Annotated in this window: 21 protein-coding genes; 20 read left to right on the top strand and 1 reads right to left on the bottom strand. The window is 30.1% G+C overall.

Annotated elements, in window-relative coordinates; genetic code table 11:
• Nucleotides 1-48: 48 nt before the first annotated feature.
• The 15 genes from ACTT88_RS04145 to ACTT88_RS04075 all read left to right on the top strand — a co-directional run bounded on the left by ACTT88_RS04145 (nt 49) and on the right by ACTT88_RS04075 (nt 14,270).
• Nucleotides 49-1,023, top strand: coding sequence for a Bug family tripartite tricarboxylate transporter substrate binding protein (locus ACTT88_RS04145; RefSeq protein ID WP_075485956.1), 975 nt, complete (start codon nt 49-51; stop codon nt 1,021-1,023).
• 23 nt (nt 1,024-1,046) lie between these two features.
• The gene (locus ACTT88_RS04140; RefSeq protein ID WP_440908062.1) at nt 1,047-1,553 is read left to right on the top strand and encodes a tripartite tricarboxylate transporter TctB family protein; all 507 of its coding nucleotides are present in this window, start codon (nt 1,047-1,049) and stop codon (nt 1,551-1,553) included.
• Nucleotides 1,554-3,035, top strand: a complete 1,482-nt coding sequence (locus ACTT88_RS04135; protein ID WP_440908061.1) for a tripartite tricarboxylate transporter permease — start codon at nt 1,554-1,556, stop codon at nt 3,033-3,035.
• Complete coding sequence (locus ACTT88_RS04130) at nt 3,028-3,777, top strand: SDR family NAD(P)-dependent oxidoreductase (RefSeq protein WP_440908060.1); 750 nt, start codon at nt 3,028-3,030, stop codon at nt 3,775-3,777. The genes ACTT88_RS04135 and ACTT88_RS04130 overlap by 8 nt, the downstream gene beginning before the upstream one ends.
• Before the next feature lie 2 nt (nt 3,778-3,779).
• The gene (locus ACTT88_RS04125; RefSeq protein ID WP_440908059.1) at nt 3,780-4,682 is read left to right on the top strand and encodes an ROK family protein; all 903 of its coding nucleotides are present in this window, start codon (nt 3,780-3,782) and stop codon (nt 4,680-4,682) included.
• Nucleotides 4,683-4,871: 189 nt separating this feature from the next.
• Entirely contained in the window at nt 4,872-6,128 is a 1,257-nt protein-coding gene (locus tag ACTT88_RS04120; protein WP_440908058.1) for an ABC transporter substrate-binding protein, read from the top strand.
• A 72-nt stretch (nt 6,129-6,200) separates the two neighbouring features.
• Complete coding sequence (locus tag ACTT88_RS04115) at nt 6,201-7,076, top strand: carbohydrate ABC transporter permease (protein WP_440908057.1); 876 nt, start codon at nt 6,201-6,203, stop codon at nt 7,074-7,076.
• Entirely contained in the window at nt 7,066-7,971 is a 906-nt protein-coding gene (locus ACTT88_RS04110) for a carbohydrate ABC transporter permease (protein WP_440908056.1), read from the top strand. Before ACTT88_RS04115 ends, ACTT88_RS04110 begins: the two co-directional genes overlap by 11 nt.
• Before the next feature lie 2 nt (nt 7,972-7,973).
• Nucleotides 7,974-9,068, top strand: a complete 1,095-nt coding sequence (locus ACTT88_RS04105) for an ABC transporter ATP-binding protein (RefSeq protein WP_440908055.1) — start codon at nt 7,974-7,976, stop codon at nt 9,066-9,068.
• A gap of 1 nt (nt 9,069) precedes the next feature.
• Entirely contained in the window at nt 9,070-9,831 is a 762-nt protein-coding gene (locus ACTT88_RS04100) for an SDR family NAD(P)-dependent oxidoreductase (RefSeq protein ID WP_440908054.1), read from the top strand.
• A gap of 5 nt (nt 9,832-9,836) precedes the next feature.
• Complete coding sequence (locus ACTT88_RS04095) at nt 9,837-10,805, top strand: aldose epimerase family protein (RefSeq protein WP_440908053.1); 969 nt, start codon at nt 9,837-9,839, stop codon at nt 10,803-10,805.
• Between the two features lie 3 nt (nt 10,806-10,808).
• Nucleotides 10,809-11,846 carry a Gfo/Idh/MocA family protein gene (locus ACTT88_RS04090; protein WP_440908052.1) on the top strand — a complete coding sequence of 346 codons (1,038 nt, stop codon included), beginning with the start codon at nt 10,809-10,811 and terminating at the stop codon, nt 11,844-11,846.
• Nucleotides 11,847-11,896: 50 nt separating this feature from the next.
• Entirely contained in the window at nt 11,897-12,406 is a 510-nt protein-coding gene (locus ACTT88_RS04085; RefSeq protein ID WP_440908051.1) for a pentapeptide repeat-containing protein, read from the top strand.
• Between the two features lie 3 nt (nt 12,407-12,409).
• Nucleotides 12,410-12,703 (top strand): hypothetical protein, encoded by a 294-nt coding sequence (locus ACTT88_RS04080; RefSeq protein ID WP_440908050.1) that lies wholly within the window; start codon nt 12,410-12,412, stop codon nt 12,701-12,703.
• Nucleotides 12,704-12,830: 127 nt separating this feature from the next.
• On the top strand, nt 12,831-14,270 hold the full coding sequence (locus ACTT88_RS04075) for a sodium:solute symporter family transporter (protein ID WP_440908049.1): 1,440 nt from the start codon (nt 12,831-12,833) through the stop codon (nt 14,268-14,270).
• On the opposite strand, the gene ACTT88_RS04070 is transcribed toward ACTT88_RS04075, so the two are convergent.
• A complete protein-coding gene (locus ACTT88_RS04070) occupies nt 14,263-14,631 on the bottom strand; it encodes a thioredoxin family protein (RefSeq protein WP_440908048.1) in 369 nt (122 codons plus the stop codon). The genes ACTT88_RS04075 and ACTT88_RS04070 overlap by 8 nt on opposite strands.
• 68 nt (nt 14,632-14,699) lie before the next feature.
• Here ACTT88_RS04070 and ACTT88_RS04065 point away from each other — a divergent pair, with 68 nt between their 5' ends.
• The 5 genes from ACTT88_RS04065 to ACTT88_RS04045 all read left to right on the top strand — a co-directional run bounded on the left by ACTT88_RS04065 (nt 14,700) and on the right by ACTT88_RS04045 (nt 18,181).
• Nucleotides 14,700-15,635, top strand: a complete 936-nt coding sequence (locus ACTT88_RS04065; protein WP_440908047.1) for an ABC transporter ATP-binding protein — start codon at nt 14,700-14,702, stop codon at nt 15,633-15,635.
• On the top strand, nt 15,628-16,392 hold the full coding sequence (locus tag ACTT88_RS04060; protein ID WP_440908046.1) for an ABC transporter permease: 765 nt from the start codon (nt 15,628-15,630) through the stop codon (nt 16,390-16,392). The genes ACTT88_RS04065 and ACTT88_RS04060 overlap by 8 nt, the downstream gene beginning before the upstream one ends.
• 173 nt (nt 16,393-16,565) lie before the next feature.
• On the top strand, nt 16,566-16,835 hold the full coding sequence (locus tag ACTT88_RS04055) for a GNAT family N-acetyltransferase (RefSeq protein WP_440908045.1): 270 nt from the start codon (nt 16,566-16,568) through the stop codon (nt 16,833-16,835).
• Entirely contained in the window at nt 16,826-17,572 is a 747-nt protein-coding gene (locus ACTT88_RS04050; RefSeq protein WP_440908044.1) for a sulfite exporter TauE/SafE family protein, read from the top strand. Before ACTT88_RS04055 ends, ACTT88_RS04050 begins: the two co-directional genes overlap by 10 nt.
• Before the next feature lie 54 nt (nt 17,573-17,626).
• Entirely contained in the window at nt 17,627-18,181 is a 555-nt protein-coding gene (locus ACTT88_RS04045) for a hypothetical protein (RefSeq protein WP_440908043.1), read from the top strand.
• Nucleotide 18,182 lies beyond the last annotated feature (1 nt).

Here is an 18,182-nt window from a genome sequence, read left to right as displayed (position 1 = left end):
CAGATTATGTTTAAATTATTAAATATAAATTAACTAAAGAGGGAAATAATGAAAAAAAGCTTTAAACTATTTTTAGCAGCTGCTTTTCTAGTAACTGAATTTTTTGTTGTAGCTCTTCCATTAATGATCACATCAGCTAAAGCTGATGGTCATCCAATACAAGCAATTACACACGCTGGTTTTGGTGGTGGAACTGACGTTACTACTAGAATGATGCTGTTGAGAGCAAGAAGAGTTCTTAAGCAGGATATGCAATTAGTAAACAAAAAAGGTGGTGGTGGAGCAGCATCTATGGACTACATGATGTCTTTACCAGCTGATGGAAATCACACTTTAACTTGGACAACAGGTCATGCTGTATCTATGGCTTTAGGTAAAACTAAAGTTAAGTTAAGTGATATGCAACCACTTGCTAGAGGAACTGATGATCCTCAATTATTTGTTGTTAATTGTAAAAATGATATCAAAGATGCTAAAAAATTCATTAGCACACAAAAATCAAAATCATTAAAATATGGAACTACTCATACTGGTGGTATTGATGATGTTAGTGCAATCGCATTTACAAAAAAAGGTGGATTAAAAGATCCGACAATCGTTGCGTACAAAGGTGTTGCACCAATTAAAACAAACCTTATTAAAGGAGATATTGATGTAGGTGTTTTAAACCTAGGTGAAGCATTAACTGAAATTAATGAAGGTAAACTTTGTGTTTCAGTTGTATTGGCAAACAATAGAATGGCAAAAATTGGAGACTCTCCAACAGCAAAAGAATTAGGTATACCTGTTTCTTTATCTACTGTTAGAGGTTTCGTAACTAAAAAAGGTGCTCCAGCTGACAGAGTAAAACAATTAGAAGCTGGAATGATGAAAGCTATGAGCCACAACTACTACAAAAATTTCTTAACAGAAATTGGTCTTGATGAGACAAGTGTTGTAGGTGCAGATGAATGGGGTAAGCAAATGGAAGAAATGCTTGCTGAGATGACTGCACAGCTTAAAGCTTTAGGTTACATCAACTAATCTAATTAAAAGTACATTTGAATATGAAAAATGTACATAAACAAAAAAGGGCAAACAAAAGTTTGCCCTTTTTTTTTAGAGATGAGTTTAGAGTTTCTCTTGTAATTATTTTAATATCTGTAGCATTATTAATCACAACTTTTACTTTTGATATTGTTCCTCCAATTTTAAATAGAGGAATACAGCCAGCAACATTCCCAAAAGCGCTCTTGGTCCTAATAATAGTAATGACAATGTTAATCTATTATTTGGCAACTAAAAATCCTTGGAAAGTAGAAAAAAAATTACCAAGATCATTCTTTCTAACTTTATCAAGTTTTGTTATTTTTATAGTAGTTTCTAAAACGCTTGATTTCTTTTTAGCAATCTCAGCTTTATCTATCTTTGTATCTTATTGTTGGGGAGAAAAAAGATTTTTTTATTTATTACTAGTTGGGATTATTTTCCCAATTATTGTTTTTATATTTTTTGAAACTATTTTAGGTTTAAGATTTCCCCCAGGAATAATTACCAACATTTACTATAGTTAAATGGATAATTTATTATTAATGCTGGCACCACTTTTCAGTTCTAAACTATTACTAGTTTTATTTTTTGGAACTTTATTTGGTTTGATATTAGGTGTGTTGCCAGGTTTAGGACCAACAACAGGTGGAGCATTGATCTTACCTTTCACAATGACTCTAGATCCATTATCTGCAATTGTTTTATTAACATCTATTTATTGTGCAGGAACCTATGGTGGTGCAATAACTGCAGTACTTATTAATACACCGGGAACCCCAGCAGCTGCAGCCACTTGTTTAGATGGCTATCCTTTAGCACAAAAAGGCGAAGCTGGAAGAGCTTTAGGTATGGCAACAGTCTCAAGTACTGTTGGAGGTATTTTTAGTGTCGTTATATTAGTTTTCTTTGCTCCTATTCTAGCGCAACTTGCTTATGAGTTTGGTCAGCCAGAATATTTTGCATTAGCAATATTTGGTTTAACGATGCTTGCTTCAATAGGTGAAGGTAGTCCAATTAAAAATTTAATCGCAGGCGCATTTGGAATATTGATTTCTACAGTTGGAAAAGATTTTATGACTTCAATCGATCGTTTTACTTTTGGGATCAATGAGTTAACTGAAGGAATAGGATTTATACCAGTAGTAGTTGGACTTTTCGCAATTAGTGAGATGTTAACCCAATCGACTTTAATTAATCAAGTGTTTAACAGAATAGCTTTAAAAGCAATTAAGCTTCCTAGCAAAGATGATTACAAAAAAACTTGGAAAACAATATTACGATCAAGCGGGATTGGATCATTTATTGGAGTGCTACCTGCAGAAGGTGGAACAGTTGCATCTTTAATTGGTTATTCTGAAGCTAAAAGATTTTCAAAAAAACCAGAGGAATTTGGCAAAGGATCAATAGAAGGTATAGCTGGTGCTGAGGCTGCGAATAATGCTGCGACAGGTGGTGCGATGGTTCCAACTCTAGCACTCGGTATTCCTGGTAGTGCAACAACAGCTGTTATTCTTACAGGATTGATTATTCATGGAGTTAGGCCTGGTCCAGATTTATTTAGAGAACAACCTGATTTCTTATATGGAATATTTGGTGCTATGTTGATTGCCAATATTCTCTTTTTTATTTTTGGTTTTTTTGGAGCAAAAATATTTGCAAGAATAACTTTAGTTCCTAACAAAATCTTATGGCCAATGATATTCGCAGTTTCAGTATGTGGAACTTATTCTTTAAATCAATCCATAATAGATGTTTGGATAATGTTATTCTTTGGAGTGCTAGGTTTCTTTATGAGAAGATATGGTTTTTCAGTAGTACCAGTTATTATTGGATTAATTTTGGGTGAGTTAGTTGAAGGAACTCTAAGACAATCTCTAGTAATATTTGATGGTAATTGGCTGATGTTTTTCACAAGACCGATTGCTTTAACATTCTTTATTTTGTCTTTAATTGCTTTGGCTTTTCCTTTAATAAGATCGAGGAAATTAAAAAAAAATAATGATTAAGTATGATTTAAATAATCGAGTAGCAATTGTTACTGGTGGAGCCCAGGGGTTTGGTTTAGCAATAACTGAAAGATTTATTGAAGCAGGAGCTAAAGTTGTAATTTGGGATATTGATGAAAATGCTGTTAAAGAAGCGATTGATAAAGTTAAATCAGAAAACTTAAGTCATCAGGTCGTAGACGTAACTAATTTTGAAATAGTAAATAAAAATTTAGAAGAAGTAGAGAAAAAGCATGGAAAAATAGATATTTTTGTCAATAACGCAGGTATTGCAGGTATGAATACCACTGTCGCTGAATATCCTTTAGATGAATGGAAAAAAGTAATGAACTTAAATTTAAATTCAGTTTTTTATTGTTGTAAAGCAGTTGTTCCATTTATGTTAAAAAATGATTATGGAAGAATAGTAAATATTGCATCTATTGCAGGAAAAGAGGGCAATCCTAACGCAAGTGCATATAGCACCTCAAAGGCTGGAGTTATAGGTTTAACAAAATCTCTAGGTAAAGAGTTAGCACAAAAAAATATAGCTGTAAATTGCGTAACCCCAGCAGCAGCCAAAACAAGAATTTTTGATCAAATGACTGAGGAACATATAAATTATATGTTATCAAAAATTCCTAGAAACAAATTTGCTAAAGTTGAGGAATTAGCATCATTGGTAACTTGGTTGGCTAGTGAAGAAAATTCATTTTCGACAGCTGCAGTTTTTGATTTAAGCGGTGGAAGAGCTACATATTAGTTATGCAAGTAGGTATTGATGTAGGAGCAACTAAAATTGAGAGTGTTGTACTTGAAGAGAATGGGAACGAAAAACATAGATCAAGAATATCGTGTCCAAAGGAGTACACTAAAATTGTAACTGCGATAAGAGATATCCATAGAAAATTAGAACAAGAGTTTAAACAAGAACTACCAATTGGTGTTTGTCATCCAGGAGTTCATTCTCCTCAAACAGGATTGGTAAAAAATGCTCCAAATATAACTTGGTTAGAAAAAAAACCATTTCAAAGTGATCTACGTAAAGCTCTTGGAAAAGAAGTGTTTTGTGAAAATGATGCAAATTGTTTTGCTTTATCTGAGGCAATAGATGGAGCTGGTACACATTATAAAATCGTATATGGAATTATATTAGGCTCAGGTGTTGGAGGTGGTTTAGTAATAGATAAAAAAATTATTACTGGCTCTAATGGAGTAGCAGGGGAATGGGGGCATAACCAAATTCCATATTTTGCAGCTAAGAAAGAGAATTTTGACTCAAGTAATGCAAGGGAAGCAGAGATTGAAAGTTTTTTATCTGGATTAAGTTTAGCAAAAAGATTTAAGAAACTTTATGGAAAAAATTTAAAAACAAACGAAATTTTTGAATTAAATAGAAAACACGATTTAGATGCTGAAAGATTTATTGATGATTTTAAAGTAAATTTAGCAATGTCTCTTTCGAGTATTATAAATATTTTAGATCCTGATGCTTTTATATTTGGAGGAGGAGTTTCAAACGAAATTGATTTTTTGCACGAAATAGACTCATTAGTTAGAAAATTTGTTATTGGAAGAGAGTATGAGGGTGTTTTTTTAAAACCTAGATACGGAGATGCTAGTGGTGTTAGAGGCGCTGCTAGATTAGGAAGAAGCGCGACATATTAGAACTTCAACCAAAAGTAGAATCACAAAAAAAAAATTTTTTTTTTATGTAAAAAAATGTTGATAAATAGGGAAAAAAATCAATTTCAACTTATAGTAGCATAACGTTTTTTTAGTTATCAATTGGAATTTATTCTACTTATAGTTTCGTTTTTAAAAAATAGTTAACTAAAAAAAAGAGGAAGAGAAAATATGAAAAAACTAATGATCGCTTTAATTACATTAGCGTTCACTTCTACTTCATCAATTGCAGGACCTAAGATCGAGGTATTGCACTGGTGGACGTCTGGTGGTGAAGCTGCTGCACTTAAAGTTTTAAAAGATGATTTCGCTGCAAACGGTGGTGAATGGATGGACATGCCTGTAACAGGTGGTGGTGGAGATGCTGCTAATGTTGCACTAAAAGCAAGAATCGTTGCTGGAGATCCTCCATCTGCATCTCAAATTAAAGGACCTACAATTCAAGAGTATGACCAAGAAGGTGTTGTGGCTCCATATAACATTGATGCAATTGCTCAATCTGAAGGTTGGGATAAACTTTTAGATCCAATGATTGCTGCTGTACATAAATGTGAAAATAACAGTGGACCATATTGTGCTGCACCAGTTAACATTCATAGAATTGACTGGATGTGGGCAAACAAAGCTGTATTTGATGCTAATGGTATTTCAGTTCCAACAACTTGGGATGAAGTAAATGCTGCTGCAGAAAAATTAAAAGCTGCAGGAATAATTCCATTCGCTCATGGTGGTCAAGCTTGGCAAGATGCTACAGTATTTGAAGCCGTTGCTATGGGTATAGGTGGAAATAACTACTATAAAAACTGTTATGTTGATCTTAAAGAAAGTTGTTTAAGAAGCGAGACTACAGTTAAAGTTTTTGATCAAATGAGAAAACTTCAAAGCTATACAGATGAAGGTAGTCCAGGAAGAGACTGGAACGTTGCTACAGGTATGGTAATTGAGGGAAAAGCTGGTTTCCAAATTATGGGTGACTGGGCTAAAGGTGAATTTACAGCTGCTGGAAAAGTTCCAGGTGTAGATTACTACTGTGCTCCTACTCCTTCAAATAATGGATACTTATACAATGTAGATAGCTTCATATTCTACAAAACTAGCGATCCAGAAAAACAAGAAGGTCAAAAACTATTAGCGAAACTAATGATGGGTAAAAACTTCCAAAAAGTATTTAACCTATACAAAGGTTCAATCCCAGCTAGACTAGATGTTCCAATGGATGAGTTTGATAAATGTGCAAAAACTTCTAACTCTGATATTAAAACAGCAGGTGCAAGCGGTGGATTAGTTCCAAGTTTTGCTCATGGTATGGCTCAAGGAAATACTATGAAAGCTGCCCTACAAGATATCATCACAGAGCACTTTAACTCTGATATGTCATCTGTAGATGCTGCTAATGCTTTAGCTGACTCAGTTTTAGCTAATATGTAGTACATCAAAATTAAAAGGCCACTTTTGATTAAGTGGCCTTTTTTTTAAATCTAAAAATAAAAAATATTTATAATGTTCAAGTGGTTAGAAAAAAATTTACCTAAAATTGTAATGGCCCCAGCTGTTGGTTTAATCGGTTGGTTTGTTTATGGGTTTGTGCTTTGGACTTTATATATATCTTTTACAAATTCTAAAATTCTACCAAAGTATGAACTTTGGGGATTTGGACAATATGAAAAACTTTGGGCATCTAGAAAATGGCTTATTGCAGTAGATAACTTGCTTATTTTTACAGCACTTTTTTTAATCTTTTGTGTTGTTATAGGAATAATTCTTGCAATTTTTTTAGATCAAAAAATCAGAGCTGAGGGTTTACTAAGGACGATTTATTTATATCCAATGGCTCTATCTTTTATCGTGACAGGAACTGCTTGGAAATGGATATTAAATCCAACTTTGGGTATTCAAAAAATGTTCAGAGATTGGGGTTTTGAGAACTTTACCTTTGATTGGTTGGTAGATAGGGAAATGGCCATTTATACCATAGTTATTGCAGGTGTTTGGCAATCTGCAGGGTTTGTGATGGCCCTATTTTTAGCTGGATTAAGATCAGTAGAAGATGAAATTGTTAAGGCAGCAAAAATAGATGGCGCAAGTTTATTTACGGTTTACTGGAAGATTTTATTGCCAATGATGAGACCTGTATTTTTTACAAGTTTTGTAATTTTAGTTCATATATCTATCAAAAGTTATGATCTTATCGTAGCACTTACACAAGGTGGGCCAGGCATATCAACAACTATGCCCGCTTTATATATGACTCAAACTGCATTTCACAAAAGTCAAGTTGGTTTATCTGCTGCGAGTGCGATGATGATGTTTATGGCTGTAGCTGCTGTGATTATCCCATATTTATATTCAGAATTAAGGAGAGAAAATGCAAGATAGTTTGAAATCTTCTTCTTATCAGCAGTTAGAACAAAAATCTAAATATACAAATATGTTTTTGAGATGGTTTTTGTATTTTATTTTAATTCTTTTTGCTTCTTATTTTATTTTTCCACTTTACGTGATGGTTGTTACTTCGTTAAAGACGATGGAAGAGATCCGTCAAGGAACACTTTTAAGTTGGCCAAGTGGAATAAATTTGGAGTCTTGGGCTGTAGCTTGGGGTGGTCGAGGATATGGAGCTGGTGATACTTTTTTAAGACCATATTTTTGGAATTCAATCAAGATGGTTGTACCAGCAGTATTTTTTTCAACATTTATTGGAGCGATGACAGGTTATGTTTTAACTAAATGGAGATTTAAAGGAGATCAGTGGGTTTTTCTTTTTTTATTATTTGGATGTTTCATACCTTTTCAAGCAATATTGCTACCAATGGCCAGAACCCTTGGAGTATTAGGAATTTCAAATTCAGTGATTGGGTTAGTTTTAGTTCATACAGTTTATGGAATACCTTTTACCACATTATTTTTTAGAAATTATTATATTTCTGTTCCCACAGAATTAGTTAAAGCTGCAAGAATAGATGGAGCTGGGTTTTTTAAAATATTTTTCAAAATTTTACTTCCAATATCAGCACCAATTATTGTGGTAACTGTAATTTGGCAGTTCACACAAATATGGAATGATTTTTTATTTGGATCAACCTTTTCATTTGGAGAAGCAGCACCAATACAAGTTGCATTAAATAATATGGTTTTATCAAGTACAAGTGTGAAAGAATATAATGTAGATATGGCTTCAGCTATTATAGCCGGCATTCCAACACTTATAGTTTATGTATTGGCAGGTAAATATTTTATTAGAGGATTAACTTCAGGAGCAGTGAAAGGATAACAATGAAAACGTTAAAAATTGAAGAACTATCAAAAAACTTTGGATCGACTGAGGTTTTAAAAAAAATTAATTTAGAAATAGATGAAGGAAATTTTCTTGTTCTATTAGGACCATCTGGTTGTGGAAAATCAACTTTATTAAATATTATTGCAGGATTAGAAACGATTAATGAGGGTGATGTTTTTATAGATGATTATAATGTTAGCAAAGTAGAGCCAAAAGATCGTAATATTGCTATGGTTTTTCAATCTTACGCGCTGTATCCATCTATGAATGTTAAGGAGAATATGATTTTTGGTCTTAAACAGGCAAAAACATCAAAGGAAAAAATACAAGAACAATTAGAAAAAGTCTCAAAATTTCTACAGGTAGATCAATTGTTAGAAAGAAAACCTTCTCAATTATCTGGAGGACAACGACAACGTGTTGCTATTGGTAGAGCTCTAGTAAGGGAGCCAAGAATATTTTTGTTTGATGAACCTTTATCTAACTTAGATGCAAAGCTACGGGTTGAAATGAGGAGAGAAATAAAAAAACTTCATCAACAGCTTAAGACAACAGTTGTTTATGTGACCCATGATCAAACAGAGGCAATGAGTTTGGGTACTAACATTGCAATTATGAATCATGGAGTAATTCAACAAAATGATACTCCTGAAAAGATTTATAATAAGCCAAGCAATACTTTTGTTGCAGACTTTATTGGATCTCCATCAATGAATCTTATTAAGGGAATCTTAAAAGAAAATTCTGGAGACTTATTATTTACAGTGAGTGGATCAAATTTAGAAATTCCAATAAAAGATTATGATTTTAAAGATAAATCAAATTTAAATAATAAAGAAGTTTTCTTTGGTATTAGACCAGAACATATTTTCTTTAAAAAATTTAATGAAAGTGATTTTGAAATTAATTTAAGAGCAGATCTTAGTGAGTACATAGGTCATGAGCAAATAATGACATTTGATTATGCAAATCAAGAAATTTTAGCTAAATTTCCATCTACAATAAAAATAGATTTGGGGAAAGAAACAAAATTATACTTTGATTTAACACAAGCATCTTTATTTGATGCTCAAACAGAGGAAAGAATATAATATGAAAGTAAAATATTCAGATTTAAAAAATAAAAGAATATTTATAACTGGTGGAGGATCAGGAATCGGCGCATCAATTGTTGAGCATTTTTGTGAGCAAGGAAGTGAAGTTTATTTTGTTGATATTGATTTAAAAGAAACAAAAAAATTATTAAAAAAAATAAAAATAAATAAATTTAGATTACCGACATTTATTGAATGTAATTTATTAGATATTAATAAATTAGAAAAAATTATTAAAAAAATTATTTCTTCCAAAGGACCTATACATGCTTTAATCAATAATGCAGCGAACGATGATAGACATTCTACAGATCAAGTTGACGAAAAATATTGGCAAAACAGAATGGATGTAAATTTAAAACACTATTTCTTTGCAGCTAAGGCAGTCATAAAAGGAATGAAAAAAATTAAAGCAGGATCTATTGTAAATTTAAGTTCAGTCTCATGGATGTTAGGAGAAGGAGATAAAGTAGTTTATGAAACTGCCAAATCTGCTGTTGTCGGTTTAACAAGATCATTTGCTCAAGAATATGGAAAATACAATATTAGAACAAATTCAGTTGTACCTGGTTCAATTGCAACTGAAAGACAAATTAAACATTGGTTAACACCAAAATATAAAAAACTTATCTTGGATAGCCAAGCTTTAAAAAGACAGTTAAAACCAAACGATGTGGCTCAGTTAGTGATGTTTTTAGCATCAGATCAATCATCAGGATGTACAAAACAAAGCTTTATTGTTGATGGTGGTATAACTTAATCTAGGTGAAAGTTGAAAGCTCTACAATTCAAAATAAATATCTAAGAGTTCAAACTCTTAATTACGGTGCCAGTCTTTTTGAAGTTTATCAAAAGAAAAAGAAAATAAATTTAATTTTAAACTTAGGATCAAAAGAAAACTATCGGTATAAACATCCAAGTGTTGGATCTACTTGTGGAAGATATGCAGGTAGAATTTCTAATGCAAAATTTAAGATAGGTAATAAAAAATTTAGTTTAAATGCAAATGAGGGAAAAAACATTCTTCATGGTGGTAAAGTCGGTTTCTCAATTCTTCCATGGAAAAAATTAAATCAAACAAAAGATAAAATAGTATATCAAATACATTCAAAAGATAACGATCAAGGCTTTCCAGGAAATCTAGTTGTCAATTGTATTTATCAATTAAGAAATAAATTTCTTATTATAAAATACGAATATAAATCTAATAAAAGTACTCATGTTAATTTAACCAATCATAGTTATTGGAATTTAGAAAAAAATAACAAAAATATGATTTATGATCATGAATTAAAATTAAACTCATCTAAATATCTTCAAATAAATAAAAATCTAATCCCAACTGGTAGATTCAAAAATGTAAAAAAATCTATTTATAATTTTTTAAATTTTGAAAACATTGGAAGAAAATTAGATTATTTTAAAAATAAAAAACTCAATATTAAATTTAAGGGTTTTGATACCACTTTTGGTGTAAAAAAAAATAATAGAAATTATGTTGGAACTTTAAAAAATAATAATACTAATATTCAAGTTGATTTTTTTTCAAATTTACCTGGTGTTCAACTTTATTCAGCACAAAATCTAAATTACAAAAAAAAATTATTTCCTTATCAAGGCATTTGTTTAGAAACACAATATTTTCCTGATGCACCTAATAATAAAAATTTTCCAAGTACTTTAATTAAACCTAATAAAAGGTATACATGCTTTACAAAAATTAAAATTAGTTAATTGATGAGTAAAAAAATTAATATTTCTATAGTTGGAACAGGTTTAATGGGTTTACAACACATTAAAGCTATTCAAAATTCAAAGAAAGCAAATCTTCATTCTATAGTAGACATTAGTAATAATGCTAAAAATTTATCAAAAAAATATAAAATCCCATTATATTCAAATGTATCAGAGCTTTTAAATTCAAAAAAACTTGATGCTGTAATAGTTGCTACACCAAATCAATTACATGAAAAACATACTGTTAGTTTTTTAAAAAATAAAATACCTGTTCTATTAGAAAAACCTATTTCAGATAATATGAATTCTGCAAAAAAAATAATAAGCAGTTCTAATAAGAATAAAACTCCATTGCTGATCGGATATCATCGTAGACACAATTCAATAGTCTCTAAAGTAAAAGATGTTATTAACAAAGGTAAATTGGGCAACATAGTTTCTGCAAACGTTTTATGCTGGTTATATAAACACAAAGCTTATTACAATGAAAAATGGAGAGTTAGGAAAGGTGGAGGGCCTTTAGGTATTAATTTAGTTCATGACATTGATATGATTTGTTATTTATTGGGTTCAATAAAATATGTGCAAGCATTTACAACAAATAAAACTAGAAAATTTCAAGTAGAGGATACAGCTACAATTAGCTTGATTTTTAATTCAGGAGCGCTTTGCACACTAAATTTGTCAGATACAATTGTTGCACCGTGGAGCTACGAATTAACTGCTGGAGAAAATCCTGCATACCCAATTACTAACCAATCTGCTTATATGATTGGAGGTACCAAAGGTTCTTTACAGTTTCCTAATCTTAAATATTGGTTCTATAAAAAAGAACGAAGCTGGTGGAACAATATTTTTGTTAATGAAGATAAAAATAAAAAAGATGACAATACATTAGTAAACCAAATTGACCATTTTGCTGATGTAGTGACTAAAAAAGCTAAACCAAAAGTGAATGGTAATGACGGTTTAATTTCTCTCAAAATTTTTGCAGCAATAACTAAAAGTGCAAAAACTGGTAAAAAAATAAGAATCTAAATATTTCACTCATTCATTGTTTTGACATATTTTATTTGTTAAATTTGAATATGAAAAAAATTTTCCTACTAATCTTGCTTAGTTTATTATTTATATCAAATGCAAATGCTGCATGTGATGATCCTTTAACAGAGGGTGTTGATTATTCAAATTGTAGATTCTCAGACTCACAAGATTTACAAGGAAGTTATCTTCCAAATTCAAATCTTTCTTTTGCAAGTTTTATTCAAGTAAACTTTGATAAAAGTATTATGATGACTTCAAATTTATCTTTTGGCACATTTCCTGAGTCTACTTTTGTAAGAGCCAACCTTTACGAGTCTGTTTCTATCGGAGCAAATTTTGAAAAAACTAACTTTACTGGAGCTAACTTAACTAGAGTTGATTTTATGGGAGCAACTTTAATCGAAGCAAATTTTCAAAACTCTAATTTGATGGAAGCTAACTTTACTTCTTCTAACATTACCAATGCTAATTTTGATGGAGCTAATTTAACTGGAGCAACGTGGACTAATGGTCAAACTTGTGGTCCAGAGTCTATTGGTACCTGTAAACAATAATTAATGAATACTTCAGTAAATACTGATGATGTTATTTTTAATTTTTTTAAACAAATTTGTGATGAAAAAGATGATCATAAATGTGTTGCGCTTGGAAATGAATGGATAAAGGCAATGGAAACTAATTTGTCTGAAATGGAAAAGAATCTAAATGGAGCTGATTATATTAAGCATAAAGATGATATTCAAAGTAACAGAAATCATCTGGATAGCCTAAAGAACAAAACATCATCTGAGTGGAGAGCATATGCAACTCAATGCATGATTGAAATAATGAATCATAAGAGTCAAAAATAATTTAAGAAATCAATTTTAAATCACTAGCTATATTGACTAATATAATGTAAAGATTATTTTAAAGGGGTGTCTTAACAGACTGAGATCATACCCTATGAACCTGTCCGGTAATTCAGAAAGGGATAAAATGGATAAAACATATTTTTTAACTCAATCAACTTCATTAATATTAGTTATAGTAATTAGTTTAATATTTGCTTTTTTAGGAATTCTTCATTCTAAAAAATTTCCAGGAATTAATAATTATTTAACTGCAAATAGAAACATTGGTTTATTTTCTCTTACCACAAGTCTTGTAGCATCAGCTTTAGGTGCTTGGATTTTATTTGGTCCAGTTGCGGCCGCAACCTGGGGTGGGGTAGGTGCTATTATTGGTTATGCATTAGGCACCGCTTTTCCAATGATTTTCTTAATTTATTTTGGAAAAAAAATTAGAAATGAGTTTCCAAAAGGATCTTCTTTAGTTGAGTTTATGAGAAAGAAATTTGGCAAAAGTCTATTTAAGTTAATTTTGTTAATGACAATCTTTTATATGTTTATTTTTCTTTGTGCAGAAGTAACGGCAGTTGCTGTATTAATTAATTATATATCAGGAACAGAATTGTGGATTACAGCATTGATAGTTTTGGTAGCTACCTTAAGCTATACCCTTTATGGAGGACTAAGAGCCTCAATATTTACTGATAATATTCAAATGATTGTAATTGGTGTTTTATTATTTATTTTGATTTCAATTATTAGCTCATCTTCAGGAGATAATTTTTCTTTTTCTTTAATTAATGAGAAAAACCCTCAGCTAGTAAGTTCAAATTATATTCCAGGATATACTGCTGGATTAACTTTCTTTATAGCAGTTGCAGCAACTAATTTATTTCATCAAGGAAATTGGCAAAGAGTATATGCAGCAAAAAATTATCAAACATTAAAAAATGGTTTGTTAATTTCTTTCTTTATTATAGTTCCAATAGTTTTTTTAATGGGTTTTATTGGAATGGTTTCATTTTCAATTGATTCATCTGTTAGACCTGATTTGGGTTTTTTTAATTTATTATTAAAAGATCAAACAGAAATTTTATCCTTTTTGATTGTTATCCTTGGTCTTGCATTAACAATTTCTACTGTTGATACTTTGGTTAATGCTATTTCCAGTTTGTTTGCAGTTGATGGCAAAGCAACTTTTAACTTAGGAAAAAAAACTGATTACTTAAAAATATCTAAATATTTTATTTTAATCTTGTCTATCATTGCTTTTGGAGTTGCTTCAAGAGGATTTGATATTTTATATTTATTCCTTCTTGCAGATTTATTTTGTTGTGCGTTTGTAGTGACTGTTTTTTATAGTTTCTATAATAAAGTGGATGAAAAAACTGCTTATGTTTCAATTATAATTGGTCTAGTTGCTGGATTTTTAATGTTTCCATTTCCAGATTTTTCTAAAAGTTTGTTAGTGGGAGTATTTTTGTCTAAAGACTTGTTTTCACCTTTTATAGCTCAATCTTTATTATTTTTATCTTTTTTAATTGCAACATTTTTGCCTGCAATAATTTTAAAAATCAAATTCAAATAAAGGATTTTAAAGCATCATAAATAAGTTCTTTGGTAGTCTCACCAATACTTCTGTAAACTTCTTTATTATCTTTGAAAATTAAAAGTGTTGTTTGGTATTGAACGTTAAAAAATTTAGCAATTTCTTTATTTGTTACATCAAAAGCAAAGTATTCCATATTTTCAAAATCTTTTTTTGCTTTTTTTAACACTTCCATTTGACCTGCACATGATGAGCAATATTTAATCCAAGAACTTACTACAACAACTTTTCCCTCTGATAGAGCTTTATTGAACAATTCTTTACTGTAAGTAGTTTCTTTTCCAATTGCTTTGGTGCTAAATGTTAATACAAAACAGATAAATACTAAAAATTTTTTCATTGTGTTTAATTTAGGAAAATTAAAATTTATTGTAATACCATAAATTGTCTCTATATATGCTTATCTACATGTCAAACGATCAAATAAGCATAAATAACCTGTCAAAAGTATACGACAATGGTTTTGAAGCATTAAAAAACATAAATCTTAATATTAAGAAAGGTGAAATTTTTGCAATGCTTGGACCAAATGGCGCAGGAAAAACAACACTCATAAGCATTATATGTGGGATAGTAAGACCATCTTCTGGAAAGGTTACAGTAGACGAATTTGATATAATTGATGATTATAGAGAAACAAGGTCAAAAATTGGTTTAGTTCCACAAGAGCTTACTCTGGAACAATTTGAAACCGTATTTAATAACGTTTCCTATTCTAGAGGTTTGTACGGAAAGAAACCTGACGCAAAACATATTGAGAAAGTTTTAAAAGATTTAAGTTTATGGGATAAAAAAGATTTAAGACTTAGACAATTGTCTGGAGGAATGAAAAGAAGAGTTTTGATTGCAAAAGCATTATCTCATGAACCAACTATTTTGTTTTTAGATGAACCAACTGCTGGAGTAGATGTTGAGTTAAGACAAGACATGTGGAAAGTTGTTGAGAGTTTAAGAAAAACTGGCGTTACAATAATCTTAACTACACACTACATAGAAGAAGCAGAGGCTATTGCGGATAGAGTGGGAGTAATCAATCAGGGAGAAATCATAGTTGTTGATGAAACAAAAGAATTATTAAAGAAAATGGGTCATAAAAAACTTACAGTAGACTTACAAGAAGAGGTCAAAGAGATACCAAGTAGTTTAGAAAAATATAATCTTGAAATTGGAAAAGATAAAATATCCATTGATTATACTTACAATGTTCAAGCAAAACAAACTGGTATTACAAATTTACTTAAAGATTTAAAAGATGCAGGATTTAAATTAAAAGATTTAAAAACAGAACAAAGCACTTTAGAAAAAATTTTTGTAAGTTTAGTAAAGGAAAATAAAAATGTTTAATTATTATGCTTTTAAAGCAATTTATCTTCATGAGATGGATAGATTTAGACGAACATTGATGCAATCTTTATTATCACCAGTATTATCTACTTCTTTATATTTTATTGTTTTTGGTTCAGTTATTGGAGGCTATGTTGAAAATATTGATGGCATTAGTTATGGATCATATATTGTACCTGGTTTGTTGATGCTTACATTATTAACTCAATCAATAAGCAACACATCTTTTGGTATTTTTTTTCCTAAATTTAATGGAACAATTTATGAGATTTTAGCAGCACCAATATCAACATTAGAAATAGTTCTTGCATTTGTTGGCGCAGGAGCAACTAAAACTTTAATTGTAGGTTGTATGATATTTATTACCTCAACCTTTTTTGTTGAAGTTGAAGTAAAATTCCCAATATTAATGATTTTTCTTTTAGTGTTAGTTTCATTTACTTTTGCATTGTTCGGTTTTTTAATTGGATTGATGAGTTCTAATTTTGAACAAATGTCAATTATACCTACCCTTGTTATAACCCCCATGGTTTTTTTAGGTGGAAGCTTATATTCTTTAGATATGCTTCCTGAGTTTTGGCAAATAGTTACTTATTTTAATCCAGTAGTATATTTGATTAATGGACTGAGATTTTCATTTTATGGAGTATCAGATTTTAATATATGGATAAGTGTTGGTTTAATGTTAAGTTTTTTGATTATTTGTATAGTGATAGTAACAAGTCTTCTTAAAAAAGGTTATAATATAAAAGCATAAATAATGATTAAATTTATTCTTCCAGCAATTATTATTTTTTTGATTGTTTTGTTCTGGGAGAAAATTACAGAATTTGTAGAAAAAAAATTCAATATTAAGCTTAATTATATTGTCTTTAGCTCCATTATTGCTGCAATAGCGGTTATTCTTTTACTCCTAAATTACTAGGATTCATGAACAGTCTGGAAGTTACAAATTTTAAAATTGAGGAAACTGAGGGAGTTTTTACCTTTAAAAATGAAAATACAACAATAGGCTTTGTTAGATTTAATGAAAAAGGTGAGGTAGAGTATATTTTTGTTAATCCAATCTTTAGAAAACAAGGGTTAGCAACTAAACTATTACATTTAGTAAAGCAAAAAACTGGAAAAGAAATAATACTTCAGGAACCAATTAGCCCTTTAGGATCTAAATTATTAAAATCATTATATAAATGGAAATAAACTTATTATTTTTTTTCACAGTTGTTCCAGCCATAATTTTATACGGAATTGCAAAATCAGGCCTAGGTGGATCCATGACCTTAATTTCTGTTCCGTTAATGACAATAGTAATGCCGCTAAATCAAGCTTTAGGAATTATTTTACCGATTTTAATATTTTCAGATTTCATTGCTGTTTATAAATATAGAAAGGAATTTGACTTAGGAACTTTAAAATTAATGGTTCCATTTGCAGCTATTGGGATATTTATTGGATCATTAACTTTTTCATATTTTTCAGAAGAATTACTAAAATTCATAATTGGAGTTATGGGCTTCTTGTTTGCTGGTCATTACTTTTTTTTTAAAAAAAATAAAGAAAAAAAATCAGAAAAAAACTTTTTTAAAGGTGGTACTTGTTCGGTAGTTGCAGGATTTACAAGTTTTTGCGTTCATGCAGGAGGAACCCCAACTAGCCTTTATTTACTCCCACTTAGAATGAAAAAAGAGATTTATGTAGGTACAAGAATATTTTTTTTCACTTTCGTAAACCTAATTAAACTTCCTTTGTATATTAGTTTATCTATGACAAACTTTGAGTCTTTTAAACAATCAGCAACATTGTTTCCGGTTGCATTGCTTGGAATATTAATTGGATATCAATTACTTAAAATTATAGAGGAAAAATTATTTTACAATATTTTATATGCTTTAATTTTTGTTACTAGTGCAAAGCTTTTGTATGATTATCTGGTATGATTTAATAACGCATTAAAATTTTTAAATAAGTGTTAGATAATAATTGTTATAAAAATGAAAAAAAAATTTAAACCAAGAATTAAAGCAAGATTAAGAAAAAATAGACAAGCTTTAAGTAAAAATATTGATAATTTTTTTGGATGGGTTAAAGGTGCAAAACTTGTTGAGCTTAAAGAATGTAATCCTGAAGAGGATCCTGTTAGACCAGAATTAGATAACAAGTTTAGAACAGGATATGGAAGAAAGATTTTTGGTGTCGAATATCAAGGAGAAATTCATGCTGTAATGTGTTTTGCTTATACAAATGAAATTCCAAAAAGTGTTGATGAGTTAGAAAAATTAAGCACTGATGCATTTCTTCAAACAGCAATGAGAGATCAATCAGGTGGCCAAATAGCAATTGCTTATACTGTCTGGTCCAAAAAAAAGGGTGGGGGAAAATTAATTGTAAAAGAAGTATTTAAAAATATAAAAAAATCTAATCATTTAAATAGATTGGTAACTCTTTCACCTCTAACAGAAATGGCAACAAATTTTCATGAGAGAAATGGCGCTAAATTAATTCAAATTAATGAAACTACACAAAATTTTGAATATAAAGTTATATAAC

The organism is Candidatus Pelagibacter sp. (assembly GCF_052046145.1).
Taxonomy (GTDB): Bacteria; Pseudomonadota; Alphaproteobacteria; order Pelagibacterales; family Pelagibacteraceae; genus Pelagibacter.
This window is presented reverse-complemented; position numbering and strand designations above follow the sequence as displayed.

What these genes read in the sequence shown, in the direction of transcription:
- ACTT88_RS04140 (WP_440908062.1), top strand. Translation starts at nt 1,047, where the DNA reads ATGAAAAATGTACATAAACAAAAAAGGGCAAACAAAAGTTTGCCCTTT.
- ACTT88_RS04125 (WP_440908059.1), top strand. Translation starts at nt 3,780, where the DNA reads ATGCAAGTAGGTATTGATGTAGGAGCAACTAAAATTGAGAGTGTTGTA.
- ACTT88_RS04100 (WP_440908054.1), top strand. Translation starts at nt 9,070, where the DNA reads ATGAAAGTAAAATATTCAGATTTAAAAAATAAAAGAATATTTATAACT.
- ACTT88_RS04055 (WP_440908045.1), top strand. Translation starts at nt 16,566, where the DNA reads ATGAACAGTCTGGAAGTTACAAATTTTAAAATTGAGGAAACTGAGGGA.
- ACTT88_RS04120 (WP_440908058.1), top strand. Translation starts at nt 4,872, where the DNA reads ATGAAAAAACTAATGATCGCTTTAATTACATTAGCGTTCACTTCTACT.
- ACTT88_RS04130 (WP_440908060.1), top strand. Translation starts at nt 3,028, where the DNA reads ATGATTAAGTATGATTTAAATAATCGAGTAGCAATTGTTACTGGTGGA.
- ACTT88_RS04090 (WP_440908052.1), top strand. Translation starts at nt 10,809, where the DNA reads ATGAGTAAAAAAATTAATATTTCTATAGTTGGAACAGGTTTAATGGGT.
- ACTT88_RS04060 (WP_440908046.1), top strand. Translation starts at nt 15,628, where the DNA reads ATGTTTAATTATTATGCTTTTAAAGCAATTTATCTTCATGAGATGGAT.
- ACTT88_RS04080 (WP_440908050.1), top strand. Translation starts at nt 12,410, where the DNA reads ATGAATACTTCAGTAAATACTGATGATGTTATTTTTAATTTTTTTAAA.
- ACTT88_RS04145 (WP_075485956.1), top strand. Translation starts at nt 49, where the DNA reads ATGAAAAAAAGCTTTAAACTATTTTTAGCAGCTGCTTTTCTAGTAACT.
- ACTT88_RS04050 (WP_440908044.1), top strand. Translation starts at nt 16,826, where the DNA reads ATGGAAATAAACTTATTATTTTTTTTCACAGTTGTTCCAGCCATAATT.
- ACTT88_RS04110 (WP_440908056.1), top strand. Translation starts at nt 7,066, where the DNA reads ATGCAAGATAGTTTGAAATCTTCTTCTTATCAGCAGTTAGAACAAAAA.
- ACTT88_RS04115 (WP_440908057.1), top strand. Translation starts at nt 6,201, where the DNA reads ATGTTCAAGTGGTTAGAAAAAAATTTACCTAAAATTGTAATGGCCCCA.
- ACTT88_RS04075 (WP_440908049.1), top strand. Translation starts at nt 12,831, where the DNA reads ATGGATAAAACATATTTTTTAACTCAATCAACTTCATTAATATTAGTT.
- ACTT88_RS04045 (WP_440908043.1), top strand. Translation starts at nt 17,627, where the DNA reads ATGAAAAAAAAATTTAAACCAAGAATTAAAGCAAGATTAAGAAAAAAT.
- ACTT88_RS04085 (WP_440908051.1), top strand. Translation starts at nt 11,897, where the DNA reads ATGAAAAAAATTTTCCTACTAATCTTGCTTAGTTTATTATTTATATCA.
- ACTT88_RS04105 (WP_440908055.1), top strand. Translation starts at nt 7,974, where the DNA reads ATGAAAACGTTAAAAATTGAAGAACTATCAAAAAACTTTGGATCGACT.
- ACTT88_RS04070 (WP_440908048.1), bottom strand. Translation starts at nt 14,631, where the DNA reads ATGAAAAAATTTTTAGTATTTATCTGTTTTGTATTAACATTTAGCACC.
- ACTT88_RS04065 (WP_440908047.1), top strand. Translation starts at nt 14,700, where the DNA reads ATGTCAAACGATCAAATAAGCATAAATAACCTGTCAAAAGTATACGAC.
- ACTT88_RS04135 (WP_440908061.1), top strand. Translation starts at nt 1,554, where the DNA reads ATGGATAATTTATTATTAATGCTGGCACCACTTTTCAGTTCTAAACTA.